Origin of the sequence: Paraburkholderia phytofirmans PsJN, from assembly GCF_000020125.1 — a bacterium.
In the GTDB taxonomy this organism is placed as follows: domain Bacteria; phylum Pseudomonadota; class Gammaproteobacteria; order Burkholderiales; family Burkholderiaceae; genus Paraburkholderia; species Paraburkholderia phytofirmans.
Map to the genome: position 1 here is coordinate 37023 of NC_010681.1, position 15786 is coordinate 52808.

The 15786-nt window shown below is 61.7% G+C and carries 12 protein-coding genes and 2 pseudogenes; 8 read left to right on the top strand and 6 right to left on the bottom strand.

Going from position 1 to position 15786, the window contains the following annotated elements; all coding sequences use genetic code 11:
- Positions 1-11: 11 nt before the first annotated feature.
- Positions 12-2384 (bottom strand): heavy metal translocating P-type ATPase, encoded by a 2373-nt coding sequence (locus BPHYT_RS00130; RefSeq protein WP_148225054.1) that lies wholly within the window; start codon positions 2382-2384, stop codon positions 12-14.
- A gap of 79 nt (positions 2385-2463) precedes the next feature.
- Here BPHYT_RS00130 and cadR point away from each other — a divergent pair, with 79 nt between their 5' ends.
- The 6 genes from cadR (at position 2464) to BPHYT_RS00165 (ending at position 8004) form a co-directional block, all read left to right on the top strand.
- Positions 2464-2895 carry a Cd(II)/Pb(II)-responsive transcriptional regulator gene (gene cadR / locus BPHYT_RS00140; RefSeq protein ID WP_012431139.1) on the top strand — a complete coding sequence of 144 codons (432 nt, stop codon included), beginning with the start codon at positions 2464-2466 and terminating at the stop codon, positions 2893-2895.
- A gap of 114 nt (positions 2896-3009) precedes the next feature.
- Positions 3010-3210, top strand: coding sequence for a hypothetical protein (locus tag BPHYT_RS00145; protein ID WP_012431140.1), 201 nt, complete (start codon positions 3010-3012; stop codon positions 3208-3210).
- Between the two features lie 43 nt (positions 3211-3253).
- Positions 3254-4657, top strand: coding sequence for an ATP-dependent RNA helicase DbpA (gene dbpA, locus BPHYT_RS00150; protein WP_012431141.1), 1404 nt, complete (start codon positions 3254-3256; stop codon positions 4655-4657).
- 302 nt (positions 4658-4959) lie between these two features.
- Positions 4960-6114 carry a pyridoxal phosphate-dependent aminotransferase gene (locus BPHYT_RS00155; RefSeq protein WP_012431142.1) on the top strand — a complete coding sequence of 385 codons (1155 nt, stop codon included), beginning with the start codon at positions 4960-4962 and terminating at the stop codon, positions 6112-6114.
- A 124-nt stretch (positions 6115-6238) separates the two neighbouring features.
- A complete protein-coding gene (locus BPHYT_RS00160) occupies positions 6239-7027 on the top strand; it encodes an ABC transporter substrate-binding protein (protein ID WP_012431143.1) in 789 nt (262 codons plus the stop codon).
- A gap of 131 nt (positions 7028-7158) precedes the next feature.
- Positions 7159-8004, top strand: a complete 846-nt coding sequence (locus BPHYT_RS00165; protein ID WP_012431144.1) for a helix-turn-helix transcriptional regulator — start codon at positions 7159-7161, stop codon at positions 8002-8004.
- 22 nt (positions 8005-8026) lie between these two features.
- Here the strand turns inward: BPHYT_RS00165 and BPHYT_RS00170 are convergent, their stop codons facing one another.
- Positions 8027-8614 carry a LysE family translocator gene (locus tag BPHYT_RS00170; protein WP_012431145.1) on the bottom strand — a complete coding sequence of 196 codons (588 nt, stop codon included), beginning with the start codon at positions 8612-8614 and terminating at the stop codon, positions 8027-8029.
- A gap of 561 nt (positions 8615-9175) precedes the next feature.
- Positions 9176-10050, bottom strand: a pseudogene (locus BPHYT_RS00175) (transposase); the annotation flags it as partial.
- A 511-nt stretch (positions 10051-10561) separates the two neighbouring features.
- Between BPHYT_RS00175 and BPHYT_RS39540 the strand changes: the two are divergent.
- Positions 10562-10891, top strand: a pseudogene (locus tag BPHYT_RS39540) (TonB-dependent receptor plug domain-containing protein); the annotation flags it as partial.
- A 483-nt stretch (positions 10892-11374) separates the two neighbouring features.
- Here BPHYT_RS39540 and BPHYT_RS36960 read toward each other — a convergent pair.
- The 3 genes from BPHYT_RS36960 to BPHYT_RS00190 form a co-directional block, all read right to left on the bottom strand.
- Positions 11375-11893: a cyclophilin-like fold protein gene (locus BPHYT_RS36960; RefSeq protein ID WP_012431146.1), complete on the bottom strand. Its 519-nt coding sequence runs from the start codon at positions 11891-11893 to the stop codon at positions 11375-11377.
- Between the two features lie 7 nt (positions 11894-11900).
- On the bottom strand, positions 11901-13031 hold the full coding sequence (locus BPHYT_RS00185) for an MFS transporter (RefSeq protein WP_021158343.1): 1131 nt from the start codon (positions 13029-13031) through the stop codon (positions 11901-11903).
- A gap of 89 nt (positions 13032-13120) precedes the next feature.
- On the bottom strand, positions 13121-14272 hold the full coding sequence (locus BPHYT_RS00190) for an alpha/beta hydrolase (RefSeq protein ID WP_081712824.1): 1152 nt from the start codon (positions 14270-14272) through the stop codon (positions 13121-13123).
- 142 nt (positions 14273-14414) lie between these two features.
- On the opposite strand from BPHYT_RS00190, the gene BPHYT_RS00195 reads away from it, so the two are divergent.
- Complete coding sequence (locus BPHYT_RS00195) at positions 14415-15326, top strand: LysR family transcriptional regulator (protein ID WP_012431149.1); 912 nt, start codon at positions 14415-14417, stop codon at positions 15324-15326.
- Positions 15327-15786: the final 460 nt, after the last annotated feature.

Sequence of the window (15786 nt, forward strand, 5' to 3'; positions counted from 1 at the left end):
CGGGCGCGCGCTCATTTGCGCAACAGCCGCAACCCGTTTGCCACCACTAGCAGACTCGCGCCCACGTCGGCGAACACGGCCATCCACATCGTGCCCAGACCGATTACGGTCAGCACGAGGAAGACGCTCTTGATGCCGAGCGCGAGCGTGATGTTCTGCACCAGCACCGCATGCGTCGCCTTCGACAGACGAATGAACGACGGGATCTTGCGCAGGTCGTCGTCCATCAGCGCGACGTCGGCGGTTTCGATCGCCGTGTCGGTGCCCATCGCGCCCATCGCGAAACCGATGTCGGCGCGGGCGAGCGCGGGCGCGTCGTTGATGCCGTCGCCGACCATGCCGACCGTCGCGCCGTCGTCCGACCACTGCGCGACTGCGTTTAGTTTGTCTTCCGGCAGCTGATTGCCGCGCGCTTCGTCGATACCGACCTGTTGCGCGATCGCGGCGGCGGTGTGCGGGTTGTCGCCGGTGAGCATGGCCGTGCTCACGCCGAGCCGCTGCAACTCGGCGATGGCTGCGCGGCTGGTTTCCTTCACCGTATCGGCGACCGCGAACAGCGCGAGCACGCGTTCGGCGTCCACCAGCATCACGACGGTCTTGCCTTGACTTTCGAGCGCATCCAGCCGCGCTTCGAGCGACGCGGAGCAGCGTCCCAGTTCTTCGATCAGCCGATGGTTGCCGAGCCAGTACGGCACGCCGTCTATCTCGCCGCGCACGCCGCGTCCCGCGATTGCCTCGAAGGCCGCGACAGTGATGTGCTTCAGGCCATCGGCCTTCGCCGCCGTCGCAATCGCCATCGAGACAGGATGATCGGAGCGCCCCGAAAGACTCGCCGCAAGCGTGCGGCAACGCAGGGCGTCGATCTCAGCGAGTATTTCGAACTCGGTCTGCACGGGCTTGCCGTGAGTGAGCGTGCCGGTTTTGTCGAGCGCCAGCCGCGTTAGCTTGCGGCCTTGCTCGAGATAGGCGCCGCCTTTGATCAGAATGCCTTTGCGGGCCGCCGCAGCGAGACCGCTGACGATGGTCACCGGCGTCGAGATCACGAGCGCGCACGGGCACGCGATCACCAACATGACCAGCGCCTTGTAGACCCACGCCTGCCACGATCCGTCGAACAGCAGCGGCGGCACAATGGCCACGGCAAGCGCGACGGCGAACACGATCGGCGTATACACGCGGGCGAACTGGTCGACGAAACGCTGCGTCGGCGCCTTGGTGCCTTGCGCTTCTTCAACTGCGTGGATGATGCGTGCGAGTGTCGTATTGCTGGCCGCGGCGGTGACGCGATAGTCGAACGAGCCGGTCTGATTGATCGTGCCGGCGAACACCGCGTCACCCACGGCTTTGTCGACCGGCAGGCTTTCGCCGGTGATCGGCGCCTGATCCACGCTCGAGCGGCCCGCGACGATTTCGCCGTCCAGCGCGATCCGCTCGCCCGGCTTCACGCGAACCACCGCGCCGAGCGCAATGGCCTTGAGGTCCACCAATCGCCAACTGCCGTCGAGTTGCTGCACGCTCGCTTGTTCAGGCGTGAGTTGCATCAAACCCTGGATCGCGTTGCGGGCGCGGTCGAGCGATTTCGCCTCGATCAGTTCGGCGATGGTGAAGAGCACCATGACCATCGCGGCTTCCGGCCATTGGCGCAGAAGCAGCGCGCCGGTCACGGCAATGCTCATCAGCGCGTTGATGTTCAGGTTGCCGTTGCGGATGGCGAGCCAGCCCTTCTTGTACGTCGTAAGGCCGCAGGAGAGGATGGCGAGGATCGCCAGACCCGCAGGCAGCCAAACGGGTGCGCCGAGCCAGCCAGCGGCCTCTGAGCCTGCCGCAGCCATGCCGGCGAGCGCCAGCGGCCACCACGGCTTGCTCGGCGCGCGCGGCGCGGCCGAGGCCCCGGACGCGGCGTTCGGCCCGGCATCGGCGAGTTCGGGCGTGAAGTCGAGCGAACGCAGCGCGGCGAGGATCGAGTCGAGCGCCTCGGGCGCGTGGACGACCGTCAGGACGCGCTGCATCAGGTTGAATTCCATGCTGCGTACGTGTGGCATGCGGCTGAATTTCTTGCGGATCAGCGCTTCTTCGGTCGGGCAATCCATCTGCATGATGCGGATGGCGGTGCGCATGTTGCTGCCGATGGCTTCGGATGGCGGCAGTGGGGCCGGCGCGGCTACGGCTGCCGCTGTTGCCGCGCCTGTCCCGCAACACGCCGCATCGGCATGACTGTGGGCGGGCGCGTGGCTGTGGCTGACGTGAGCGTGGTCGTGATCGTGCGCATGGTGGCGATGACCGCAGGTCGCGCCGTCGTGGGCATGCGTGTCCGCTTCGTGCCCGTCCACAGGGACTTTCGCCTGTTCGAGGCGATCGGCGTCGGCGTGGTCGGCTTGAGGCATGGTGGCTTCCTGGTTCGATTTGTGGTCTAGTAAACACCCTGAAGCCACTACAAGGTCAAGGCCGCCATCCGGAGGGTCCATGAAAATCGGCGAATTGGCGAAAATCGCCCATTGCACGACCGAAACCATCCGTTTCTACGAAAAAGAAGGCTTGTTGCCCGAAGCGGAGCGCACCGAGGCCAATTACCGCAGTTACACGGCGAAGCATGTCGAACGGCTGCGTTTCATCCGTAATTGCCGCGCGCTCGACATGACCCACGACGAAATCCGTGCGCTGCTGCGTCTGACCGACGCGCCGGCGGACGGCTGCGGCGGCATCAATGCCTTGATCGACGAGCACATTGCGCACGTCGACATGCGCATCGACGAACTGAAGCAGCTGAAAGTGCAATTGACCACCTTGCGCGAGCAGTGCCACGGCGAACAGGCCGTGGAAGACTGCGGCATCGTGCAGGGCCTCACCGAGATGGATGTGAGCGCGCCGCGGGCACGGCATACGCATCTGGGTTGACGTGCCGGGTCGACGTGGTTAGCCGTCGCCACCTTGGCAGCAACCGTTCCATTCACGGAGGGCCGCCCGTACGGCTCGCCGGACAAGCAATCGAATCCAGTTGGAGAATCAAACGTGTTTACCTGTAGAAACCAGTCCTGCCAGGCGCAGTGGGAGCAATCGGACGTCGTCATCAAGAACGAAGGGCAGGGCCTCCTGTTCCGTTGCCCGATGTGCGGCGCGCGCAATTACGTCGAGCGTTTCGACGGGGACGATGGCTCGGTGCTGTACGAGCAGATCGAAGGCCGTCCCGACACCGGCCCGATGGCCGAATAATCGTTGTCCCTAGCCGCCTATCCGCTTTGCGAGTCATCACCCTATGAACAGTCCCACCACCGCCGGCGCGCCGTTTAGCCAGCTACCGCTGCCGCCCGCGACGCTCGCCAACCTGACGCAGCTCGGCTACGTCGAGATGACGCCGATTCAGGCCGCAAGTCTGCCGATCGCGCTCGCCGGCCACGATCTGATCGCCCAGGCAAAAACCGGCAGCGGCAAGACCGCGGCGTTTTCGCTGGCACTGCTGGCGCGTCTCGACGCACGCAACTTCGCCGTGCAGGCGATGGTGCTGTGCCCCACGCGCGAACTCGCCGATCAGGTCACGCAGGAAATCCGCCGCCTCGCGCGTGCCGAAGAAAACATCAAGGTGCTGACGCTGTGCGGCGGCACGCCGATGCGTCCGCAAACGGCCAGCCTCGAACACGGCGCGCACATCGTGGTCGGCACGCCGGGCCGCATCATGGATCACCTTGAGCGCGGCAGCCTGCCGCTGCAGTCGCTCAACACGCTGGTGCTCGACGAAGCGGACCGCATGCTCGACATGGGTTTCTTCGACGATATCGCCACCGTCGTGAAGCAATGCCCGAAAGAGCGCCAAACGCTGCTGTTTTCGGCGACGTATCCCGAGGGCATCGTCAAACTAAGCCAGCAATTCCTGCGTAATCCGAAGGAAGTGAAGCTCGCCGAACGGCATGACAACACCAAGATTCGTCAGCGGTTCTATGAAGTAACCGAAGACGGACGGCTGCATGCCGTCGGTCTGCTGCTGAATCACTATCGTCCGGTGAGCACGCTGGCGTTCTGCAACACCAAGCAGCAATGCCGCGATCTGCTCGACGTGCTGCGCGCGCAGGGTTTTCATGCGCTCGCGTTGCACGGCGAACTCGACCAGCGTGAACGCGACCAGGTGCTGATCCAGTTCGCCAATCGCAGTTGCTCGGTGCTGGTCGCCACCGACGTCGCCGCGCGTGGTCTCGACATCGCGCAGCTCGAAGCGGTGATCAACGTCGACGTGACGCCGGATCCGGAAGTGCATGTGCACCGCATTGGCCGTACGGGCCGCGCCGATCAGGAAGGCTGGGCGCTGAGCCTGGCGAGCATGAACGAGATGGGCCGCGTCGGCAGTCTCGAGCAGGCGCAAAAGCGCGAGGTGGAATGGCACAAGCTGTCCGAACTCACCGCGGCGAGCAATGAGCGGCTGCTGCCGCCCATGGAAACGCTGCAGATTCTCGGCGGCCGCAAGGAAAAGATCCGTCCGGGCGACGTGCTCGGCGCGCTGACCGGCGAGGCCGGTTTCGCCGGCTCGCAGATCGGCAAGATCAACGTGACGGAAATGTCGACCTATGTGGCTGTTGAACGCAGCATCGCGCGTGAGGCGCTGCGCAAGCTCAGCGCCGGCAAGGTGAAGGGCAAGAAAGTCAAAGTCCGCATGATGGACGACGCCTGATAGAGGGCGAGGCCGGTCACGAGCGCTTCGCTTGTGGCCGGCCGCATCACATTACGTCATACCTCTGCAGTTTTCCGCGTTCTCAGCGCAGTCCCGTTTCTTCCCCGAAAGTACCGATCAGACCGGCTTTGCGCGCGGCGGCGCGCCTTCGCGTGAGGCATGACGTAAATGCATGCCGCGCATGACAAAGTTTCGATTGTGACGGTTCTTTGGCTGATGCCTAATCACCAAACCGGAAGGGACCGCCGCACAGCAGGCTGTTCCGTGAATCCGCTGCCGGATGGAGAAAGGGAGATAGCCTTATGCAGAGCGCCACGCAAGCCCGCTCGAAGTTGCCTGACGTAGGCACGACGATTTTTACCGTGATCGGCCAACTGGCCGCTCAGCACGACGCGCTGAATCTGTCGCAAGGCGCGCCGAATTTCGCGCCGGACGCCAAACTGATCGACGGCGTTGCGCAAGCCATGCGCGCCGGTCATAACCAGTACGCGCCGATGGCCGGCATCGCCGCCTTGCGCGAAGCGCTCGCCGACAAGGTCGCCACGCTGTACGGCGTGCGCTACGACCCGGCGAGCGAAGTCACCGTGATCGCCAGCGCAAGCGAAGGTCTGTATTCGACGATCAGCGCATTGGTGCATCCGGGCGACGAGGTGATCTACTTCGAGCCCTCGTTCGACAGCTACGGTCCGATCGTGCGGCTGCAAGGCGCGACGCCCGTGCCGATCAAGCTGTCGCTGGACGACTTCCGTGTGAACTGGGACGAAGTGGCCGCCGCGATCACGCCGAAGACGCGCATGATCATCACCAACACGCCGCACAATCCGACCGCGACCGTGTTCAGCGAGGCCGACGTCGAACGACTGAAGGCCGTTACGCGCAATACCGATATCGTGATTCTCGCCGACGAGGTCTACGAACACGTGGTGTTCGACGGCGCGAAACATCAGAGCATGGCGTGCCATTCCGAACTCGCGGAACGCAGCGTGATCGTCTCGTCGTTCGGCAAGTCGTATCACGTGACGGGCTGGCGTGTCGGCTACTGCCTCGCGCCCGCTGCCTTAATGGACGAGATTCGCAAAGTCCATCAGTTCATGGTGTTTTCAGCCGATACGCCGATGCAGTATGCGTTCGTCGACGCATTGGCCAATCGCGAAAGCTACCTCGGCTTGTCCGCCTTCTATCAGAAGAAGCGCGATCTGCTCGCAGAGGCACTGCGCGATTCGCGCTTCGAGTTGTTGCCGAGCGAAGGCAGCTTCTTCATGCTCGCGCGTTTTCGCGGCTTCTCCGATGAAAGCGATAGCGATTTCGTGCTGCGTCTGATTCGCGATGCACGTGTCGCGACTATTCCGCTGTCGGCGTTTTATACCGATGGTACGGACTCCGGCTTGATTCGCCTGAGCTTCTCGAAAGACGATGCGACCTTGATCGAAGGCGCGCGGCGTCTCAGCGAGATCTGATCGTAAAGACAACACGGCACGACGCGACAGATGCATTATTGAACGAAGTATGATCGTCGCACGGGCACGCATCAGCGCGCCGCAATGCGGCATGACAACAAAATCGAAGGGAAAGGGACCTGCTATGAAATTGCTCAAGCCTCTTTTGGCTCTGGCCTGTGCATTCGCGTCGCTCGCGGCGTCGTCGGGTGCAAGCGCCGCCGATACGCTGCGTTTCGGCCTCGAAGCGCAGTATCCGCCGTTCGAATCGAAAGGCCCGAACGGGGAGTTGCAAGGCTTGGATATCGACGTCGGCAATGCGGTTTGCGTGGCCGCCCATATGACGTGCAAATGGGTCGAGACCTCGTTCGACGGGCTGATTCCCGCGCTGCAGGGCCGCAAGTTCGACGCCATCAATTCGGCGATGAACGCGACCGACGCACGCCGTCAGGCGATCGATTTCACTACCGTCGTGTATCGCGTGCCGACGCAGTTGATCGCGAAGCGCGACAGCGGTCTGCTGCCGACGCCGGCCTCGCTGAAGGGCAAGCGCGTGGGCGTGTTGCAGGCGTCGATTCAGGAAACCTACGCGAAGGCGCATTGGGAATCGGCGGGCGTGACCGTCGTGCCGTATCAGGACCAGAACCAGGTTTATACGGATCTCGTGGCGGGGCGTCTGGACGCGACGCTCGTGCTGGCGCCGGCCGGACAAACCGGCTTTCTGTCGAAGCCGAGCGGTGAAGGTTACGCTTTCGTCGGCGAACCGGTGCGCGACGACAAGATTCTCGGCAGCGGCATTGCATACGGAATTCGCAAGGGCGATACGGCATTGCGTGACCGCTTGAATGCGGCGATTGCCAAGGTGCAAGCCGACGGCACGGTGAAGACGCTGGCCGCGAAATATCTCGGCAACATCGACGTGTCGGCGAAATAGTCTTTCGCGTATCTGCTTGCGCCTCGGTGTTTGGGTTGGTCGCGAGGCTGCTTGTTGATGGTGCGATTGGCGGCTACGATACGTAGGCTTCGCTTTGACGAGGCCTACGCAAATATCGGAGAGCGCGCTAGATGGGCGAGATCACGGCGGCGGCACTTCAGGCGAAACGCGTTTCTGTGCCGCAGTTTTGGCACGACGATGCGTTGCCGTTCATTGAGGTGCGTTCAATTGAAGGCGGTCGCGACGTCTGCTACGCGAAACATTCGCACGAAACCTTCTCGATTGGCGCGGTCACTGGCGGCCGCAGCGAATATCTGAATCGCCACGCGCGTGAATGGATCGGCGCGGGCGCAGTCGTCATGATGAATCCGGACGACGTGCACGCGCGCAATCCGGTAGCCGACGAACGCTGGTCGTATCGCATGATGCATGTCGATGTGGCGTGGCTCACGGGCTTGCAGCATGAGTTGGGTTTCAGCGAGAACCACGCGTTTCGCGCGTTCTCGCAGACCGTGACAACGGACGCCGGATTGTTCAACGGCTTGAACCGGCTGCACGCGATTCTTGTCGACGGTGACGCGGACATGCTGCGCAAGCAAAGCGCGGCCATCACCTTTTTCTCCGACGTGCAAAACACACTGAACCCGGCGGTCTTGCCGGATCATGATGCGAGCCTCCAACTCACGCACGCAGCGGAATTCATTGCGGAAAACTGCACGCGGTCGCTAAAGCTGGAGGACATTTGCGAGGCGGCTGGTTTGTCCGCGTCGCATCTGATTCGCGCGTTCAGGCAACGCTATGGCATGACGCCGCACGCTTATCTGATCAACCGGCGTATTCAATACAGCCGCGCGCAACTCAGACGCGGACGTGTGATCGCCGATGTCGCACTCGACGCCGGTTTTGCGGACCAGGCGCATTTGCAGAGAGTCTTCAAGCGGCTGGTCGCGGCGACGCCGGGACAGTATCGCAGTTGAAACCGTGGGCCGCGCGGCGTCTTCACGCCGCAAGCAGATAAAGCGCACTCGCCGCGAGCAATGCCGCCATCACGCGATTGAAGAACCTCACACGCCGCGGTCGCTGCAAATGTTTGCGCAGAAACGTGCCTGCGTACGCCCAACTGGCGATCGACACATAGCAGACCACGAAATACACGACGCTGAATTGCCAGACGAGCCTGCCGTCGCCGTCCGCCGCGTAGGCGCCCATGCCGGCCAGCGACGCGAGCCAGGCTTTCGGGTTGAGCCATTGCATCGCCGCGCCATATGCGAAGGATGGTCCGCGAGCCGGTTTGTCTGCGCCGAGTTGGCCGTCGTCGGTGGCGAGTTTGTAGGCCATGTAGAACAGGAACGCTACGCCCGCCCATTTGACGAAGGTGATGAGGTTGGGGAAATGCGCGAGCAGTTCATGCAGTCCCAGGCCGATCAGCAAAAGCAGCACGGTAAAACCGATGGTCGCGCCGGTGACATGCCGCATGCTCGCGGCAAGCCCGTGCTGCGCGCCGGCGCTGAGTGCCACGATATTCACCGGGCCCGGCGAAATTGAGCTGGCCAACGCGAAGGCGGCCATGGAGAGTAAAGCGGTCATCGGATGCCTCAATACGGATGTGCGCAGGATTTGCGACGGTCAACGGTATGGGGCGAAGGGGTGGGGTGTATTGAAGGAAATTGCTGTGGGCTGGCGATACGCAGTGTGGCAGTGTGCGAGCGCACCCCGAAACGCAAAAAGCCCGGTCGCATGGACCGGGCTTTTTGCTTTGAATCTTTGGTGGGGCGTGAGTGACTCGAACACTCGACCTACGGATTAAGAGTCCCCTTCGACGCGTCACTTCACATAACTTTGTCTTAAAAATCAACTACTTGAAAATTGTCATCTCACAAGAAAGCGCGGTTACGTCACTACGCCGTTGAACCTTTGTTGAACCCGTTTTGCTGCCGGCCATGGATAATCCACCTGCGGTTTGCCGGCCGGATTGCCGTTGCCGGCTAAGCTAGGGCAATTGAGAGTTTTTGGCCCTGTCCATCGTGTGGTGAATTATCTTGATCTCTTGCAGCGATATGCAGTCGGCAACGATCTACGCCGACATATAGGTCAGCTAGCTGAGCTAACGTCAAGAGTGGTGTATGAGCCGCATCATTACGGTCGATTTCAAGCGGCGAGTTTCTGCTGGACTGGTCGATCGTCTTGCACCGGTTCGCCGTCCTCGAAGGGGGGCCTTCCAGCAATTGCTTGATCGTTTCCGGTCCGTTGATGCGGCGCCAAGTTTTCTCCGCCTCCTCAATCAGGTTGAATGCAAGACCAAGAAAGGTAGGCCGCGACACGCAGTTACGCATACGCGTCGTTCGATGACGTACCTTCGCGGATGTCGACTCGATCGCGTTGGTCGTCCGCAAATGCTGCCAGTCCTCAGCGGGGAGGTCGTAGAACGCCAACAGGCTCTCGCGATCCATTTTCAGCGTCTCGGTTGCCTTCGGATATTTCGCTGAATGGATCGACACGAAAGGGGCGAAAGCGGCGTACGCGTCGGCTCGTGTGGCAGCCATCCAGATCGTCTACATGTCCGCCTTTGCGCGTGCCCAGAAGCCCATTGCACTATCGCCGACGGCCAGTCGTGGACCCGCTTGCAAGCCCCGCGCTTCAGATCAAGCAGCGGCTCAAGCCATGATGCCTTTGTTTCCCGATACCCGTCACCGATTGCCCCGCGCTCTTTACGCCAATCCCCTCACGCCGATGATCACTAGCATGAATTGGTCATCGGAGTTCTCGCTGCGCAGCCCGGGGTGTATACCGTCGACCCGCCAATAGACGTAGTACGACTTCGACAGATCACGCCGGCTCCACGTGGCATGCTCCTCGGCCCTACGCCTTCAGCCGACTCACGACACTCCCCGACAAGCCCTTCGCGTCAGCAGCACACGCAGCGCTTCGCCCATATTGCCCGCCGAGCGGCCCTTAAGACACAGACACAGCCACGGCAGCGCCGCGCTAACACGGGGCGATTTCCTGACGTACGGCGGGACGATCTATGAATTGAACACGAGAGCTAACAAGCCCGACATCAGGATATATCGTTCGATAATGGCAATAGCTCCGATCAATAGCGGGCTAGAGTGCCAGGCCACCATAGGCGGTGGGATAGGGCTGACCGTTTTTGCTCGACGCGACCGTTCGGCGCCAACCCTCCCGGATACAACACCTTTGCGACGAAAGTTGTTTACACGATTGTAAAGGAAACATTACACTTCGCTTCTAAAAGTAAATGAGGATGCTTCTCATTTACTGGATTAAGACGATCCATTTCGCATCCGTGTGCCCCATGCAACGTGGGGATCATCCATCTTCAAGACCGCCACCATGCCCGCTCTGTTCAACACGCGGACGCGCCTGCTCGCGTCCGTCGGCGCCCTCTATTGCGCAAGTTTTCTCTCCCCCTCGCAAGCGTTCGCGCAGGCCGCGCCTGTGCAGGAGTCGGGCGATTCCTCGCCGCAAACATTGCCTGCCGTAACCGTGAATGCGACTGCGGTCCAATCGGATATGCAGGTTAAGGCGCTACCGTCTTATAAATTCACCGCGCCGTTGCTGGACACGCCACGTTCGATCACGGTCATCCCCGAAGAACTGATCAGGCAAACCAACGCAACAACCTTCGCGGACGCGCTCAAGACCGTTCCTGGTATCACCTTTCTGGGCGGCGATGCGGCGGCGAACCCGTCGGCAGATCGACCGGTGATCCGCGGCTTCGAATCGCGCAATTCGATCTTTGTGGATGGCATTCGGGACTCCGGCGTCCAGAATCGCGAGACCTTCGACATCGAGAACATCACGGTCATCAAGGGCCCGGATTCGGTTTATGCCGGCCGCGGCGCGGTGGGCGGTTCGATCGACATCGAAACCAAGATGCCGAAGAACGAGAACTTCATCACGGGCAGTGCCGGCATCGGTACTGACGCATATAAGCGCCTGACGCTCGACGTCAACCAGAAGTTCGCAGGCGATAACGCATTTCGTTTCAATGCGATGGGCTTCGATGCGAATCAGGCGGGGCGCAACAACGTCTACAGCAAGCGGTGGGGCGTCGCGCCGTCCGTCGCGTTCGGCCTGAACAGCCCGACGACGGTCACGCTCAGCTACTACGATGATTCTATGCCGACGCGGCGGCGCTCGATCGGCGCGCGTCGACCCATTGGCGAGCTTCGATCACCACAACTCTGTGGCCGCGTCAAAGCGGAGAAGCTGTCATTCGCTGACGTTCTGGGAATCCGCGGCGTCACCGCTCTTTCATCACGAACGCGGGGCGAGTTCCGCAAGCCAGCCTTGAGGCTGCTGGGGGGAATTGGCAGAGCCCGATTAGTCCCTGGAAAACGTAACTCGTACATTGCGGTCGCCGAGCGTTTGGGCAAGGCTAGTGGGATCGTCCACGCGACCAATGCGGGTGTACGAATAGGACGAGTCGAAGGTCTGATAAAAAACGACCAGGGTCCTTGACCCGTACAGCATCAGGTCGCCGTTACGAATCGTCCCTGGGCGGCTGGCGTTTATCGGCAACGATTTGGATACCTCGCCATGCTTCTCGTTGCCATTGAGTTCCGCCATATCCAGCGTCAGGGGTAGCAGCCCTGCGAGCGCGCGGGCGGCGGCGTTGTCAGCCAGCGTAATGGCGAAACGATGTTCGCCGATTGTCATCCACATACGTGATTCCTCCGGTTTCAGGGACGCCGCACTGGCATCCGCAGCAGTAACGGCGAGTGAGCCCGAAACCGACTGCTGGCCGGCTTCGCCGCTGCTGCTAAAAATGAATAACCCGAGCACCAGGCTCAGTCCACGCAGGCTCCACCCCTTTCGATTTCGTCGATGTTCGATCTTCATTGCATACTCAAGCGGTGTGGGACGTCAGCGAGCGTGAGGTCAGGAAGGTCAGGAAGGCCGCGAGCAGCAGCACGACGGCACTTGCCACGAAGGTACTCCGGTAGCCGCTGGTGTCGAACAGCAGACCGCCCACCGTCGAACCCAGGGCGATGGACAACTGGATTACGGCCACCATCAGCCCGCCGCCCGCTTCGGCGCTCTGCGGCATGGCTTCGGCGATCCAGCTCCACCAGCCGACGGGTGCTGCTGTCGCTATCAGACCCCACACGCCAAGCAACGCCCCAACGTCCGCGATCGAAGCTCCGAGGGGGATCAATGCCAGGGCGATCAGCGCCATCAGAACCGGAATGACGATCAGGGTCCTGTACAGACCGAGCTTGAGGACCGCCCCGATGAGCGCGGTGCCGATGAAGCCTGCCACCCCGATCACGAGCAGGATGAGCGACAGCGTGGACACGCCGACATGCGTCACCGTTTCAAGGAACGGCCGCACGTAGGTGAACAAGGCGAACTGCCCCATGAAGAAAGCGCCACAGGCGGCCATGCCGAGCGCGACGGAGCGGCTCCTGAGCAACCTGAACACGTTGGGGGAGCCGGCTGCGCGGGCCTCGGGCTGCATCGAAGGCAGGCTGACCCATTGCCAGACCAGCGTGACCGCCGCCACCGGCGCCAGACAGAAGAAGGCACCGCGCCAGCCCATGACCAAGCCCAGATAGCTGCCCAGCGGCGCGGCAATCACCGTGGCCAGCGCGTTGCCACCGTTGAAGATCGCCAGCGCGCGCGGCACCTGATGGGCTGGCACCAGCCGCATGGCCGTCGCGGCCGACATGGACCAGAAACCGCCGATGACCACGCCGATGAGCGCACGGCCTGCCATATACGCCGGATAGTTCGATGCCAGCGCGATCACGGCACCGGAGACGGCCATCAGTGCCGTCAATCCCAGCAGCAGGGTCTTCCGGTTCAGGCTGCCGGCCAGCGCGGAGATTGACAGGCTGGTCAGTACAGCGAACGCCCCGGAGATCGCAATGCCCTGCCCGGCCATTCCCTCGGTGACATGGAGGTCGTTCGCCATGGACGTCAGCAGGCTGACAGGCATGAACTCGGAAGCGATCAGCGCGAACACGCACAGCGACATCGCGAATACGCCGCTCCAACAGCCGGCCCGTTCGCTCGTCGTATCCGCGGAGAAGTTGCCTTGATCTCGGGCCTCACAGGGTCGTGCCGTCATGAAGTTACCGTCTGCGCCAGATGCCTGCTGAAGAAGGACGTGAGCTTGTCCCAGGGAATGAGGTCCACGCGGTCGTAGAGATCGACATGGCCGGCGCCCGCCACCCAGACCAGTTCCTTCGGCTCGGCGGCGCGCCGGTAGGCGTCCTCGCTGAACTCCCTGGAATGCGCCTGGTCACCGCTGATGAACAGCAGCGGGCGCGGCGAGATCGCCTCGATGTCGTTGAACGGGTAGAAGTTCATGAACTTCACGTTGCTGGTCAGCGTCGGACGCGTGGTGGTCTGCGGCGACACGCCCTTCGGCGTGAACTCGCCGCGCGGAGTGCGGTAGAAGTCGTAGAACTCGCGCTGCACGGGATCGGTATGGGCGTCCAGTTTCAGCACCGTCCCACCGGTGTACCGTGTCGTTCCGCCGGTGAACTCCACATACCGCTGCTGCGCTGCCTCCGCGATGATCTGCTTGCGCTGCTCGAGCGTCAGCGAGTGGTTCAGGGCGTCACGGTTGGCCGCCCCCATGTCGTACATGCTGACTGTTGCAATGGCTTTCATGCGCGGGTCGATCTTCGCCGCGCTGATGACGAAGCTGCCGCTGCCACAGATACCGAGAACGCCAATGCGCTCGCGATCCACGAACGGTTGCGTACCGAGGTAGTCCACCGCCGCGCTGAATGCCTCGGCATAGATGTCCGGTGCGACGGCGTTGCGCGGCTGGCCCTCGCTCTCTCCCCAGAACGACTGGTCGATCGCCAGGGTGACGAAGCCCTGTTCGGCCAGCTTTTGCGCGTACAGGTTCGAGCTTTGCTCCTTCACCGCGCCCATCGGATGGCCGACGATGATCGCGGGATGCCTGACGTTCCGGTCGAACCCGTTTGGAACAAACAGATTGCCTGCGACCTGCATCCTGTACTGGTTGTCGAAGGAGACTGTCTGCAAGGTCACCTTGTCGCTCCGGTAAAAATTGTCTGCGCCATTGGACATATCGGGGCTCGCTTTCGTATTTGCAGCAAAGGCGATGTTGCCAGTGATAGACAGAACGCTCAGTGCGGTGAGGGTGGTTCCAGCCACTTTCAGAAAGCCGCGTCGATCCGTTACCTGGCTGCGCGTGGGATCTGCAGCTTCTTTTTCCGCACAGTTGAATGGCTTGCTCATGTTCGGGGCGTTCACTTTCAGATAGATGCCGCATTGGCGGTCATATGCTGAATCTTCCTTCAGGACGGTGCGCCCGACTAGCTAATGAATTCTTAAAGAGGATATAAGATCGGCTAATTAATCACCTCTGAGGATGGCCCTCATGGTCAGACGTAACCTCAACGATCTCCTGTATTTCGTGACAGTGGCGCGGGAAGGCAGCTTCACGCGTGCCGCTGCTTTGCTGGGCGTGACCCAGTCGGCACTCAGTCAGGCCATCGCCGGCCTGGAGGCAAGGCTTGAGATCCGGCTGCTGACGCGAACCACCCGCAGTGTGTCGGCCACGGCTGCGGGCGAACGTCTGTTGAAGGCCATCGGCCATCGCTTCGAGGAAATCGAAGCCGAACTGGATGAGCTGACGCAGATGCGGAACAAGCCAGCCGGCACGGTGCGGATTACCTGCGGTGAGCATGTCCTGCGGACAACGTTGCTGCCCAAGCTCAAGCCGCTATTGCGCGACTATCCCGATATCAATGTCGAGTTCGATGTCAACTACGGGTTCAGGGACATCGTGGCCGATCGCTTCGACGCGGGTGTGCGCCTGGGGGACACCATCGACAAGGACATGATTGCGGTGCCCATCGGGCCGCCGGTGCGCATGGCTGTTGTGGCGTCGCCGGCATACTTCGCTGCCCGCCCGGTTCCCAAAACGCCGCGTGACCTGTTGAGCCACAATTGCATCAACCAGCGCATGCAGACGGCAGGTGGGTTGTACGTCTGGGATTTCGAGCGCCGGGGCAAGAGGCAGAATGTGCGGGTCAACGGACAGCTCATCTTTAACACGTCGCCCGGCATGGTGGACGCCGCGTTGGCGGGATTGGGCATCGCCTTCCTCCCCGAGGATGAATTCGCGCCGCACATCAAGGAAGGCCGTCTGGTGCGCGTCCTGAACGAGTGGTGCGCTTCCTTTCCCGGCTATTACCTGTATTACCCAAGCCGGCGTCAGCCTTCTCCGGCGTTTTCGCTGGTTGCCAACGCGCTGCGTGTGACGGGTACCACGGCTCCCGGACAATGACGAATCCATGAGCATCGGGTCAGCAGATAGCCGAATCAGGCGTCGGTCGTCAATTCTTCAGTTGATGTGGAGAAAAAAGGGCTCCAATGCGCGCACCGGAGCCCTCAAAACACACATCGCGGCGCGGGAAATGCCTGCCGCTCAATAACTTTATTGGGTTGCTCCAGGTGAGGCAATGATCGACGCAGTTGCCCTGGCAACTGTTGGTTGCCACTCGGGTGCACGTCGTAAGGAGTCCCCAGCTGATTATCGAATGATGAATGGCTTACGACGCAGCTCGTGCGCTATTTTGAGGCTCTTTCATCGTTTTCATACTCAGCCCTGCGGTACGGATCCCGGATCCCAGACTTTACCCGCGCTTTCGAAGGCCACGCCCGTCATAGCAACGCCGGTCGTTCGTGGACGACAGCTACACAATTCCGCTCCCTCTTGATCTTGAGCGCCATAAGCCTGCCCACGA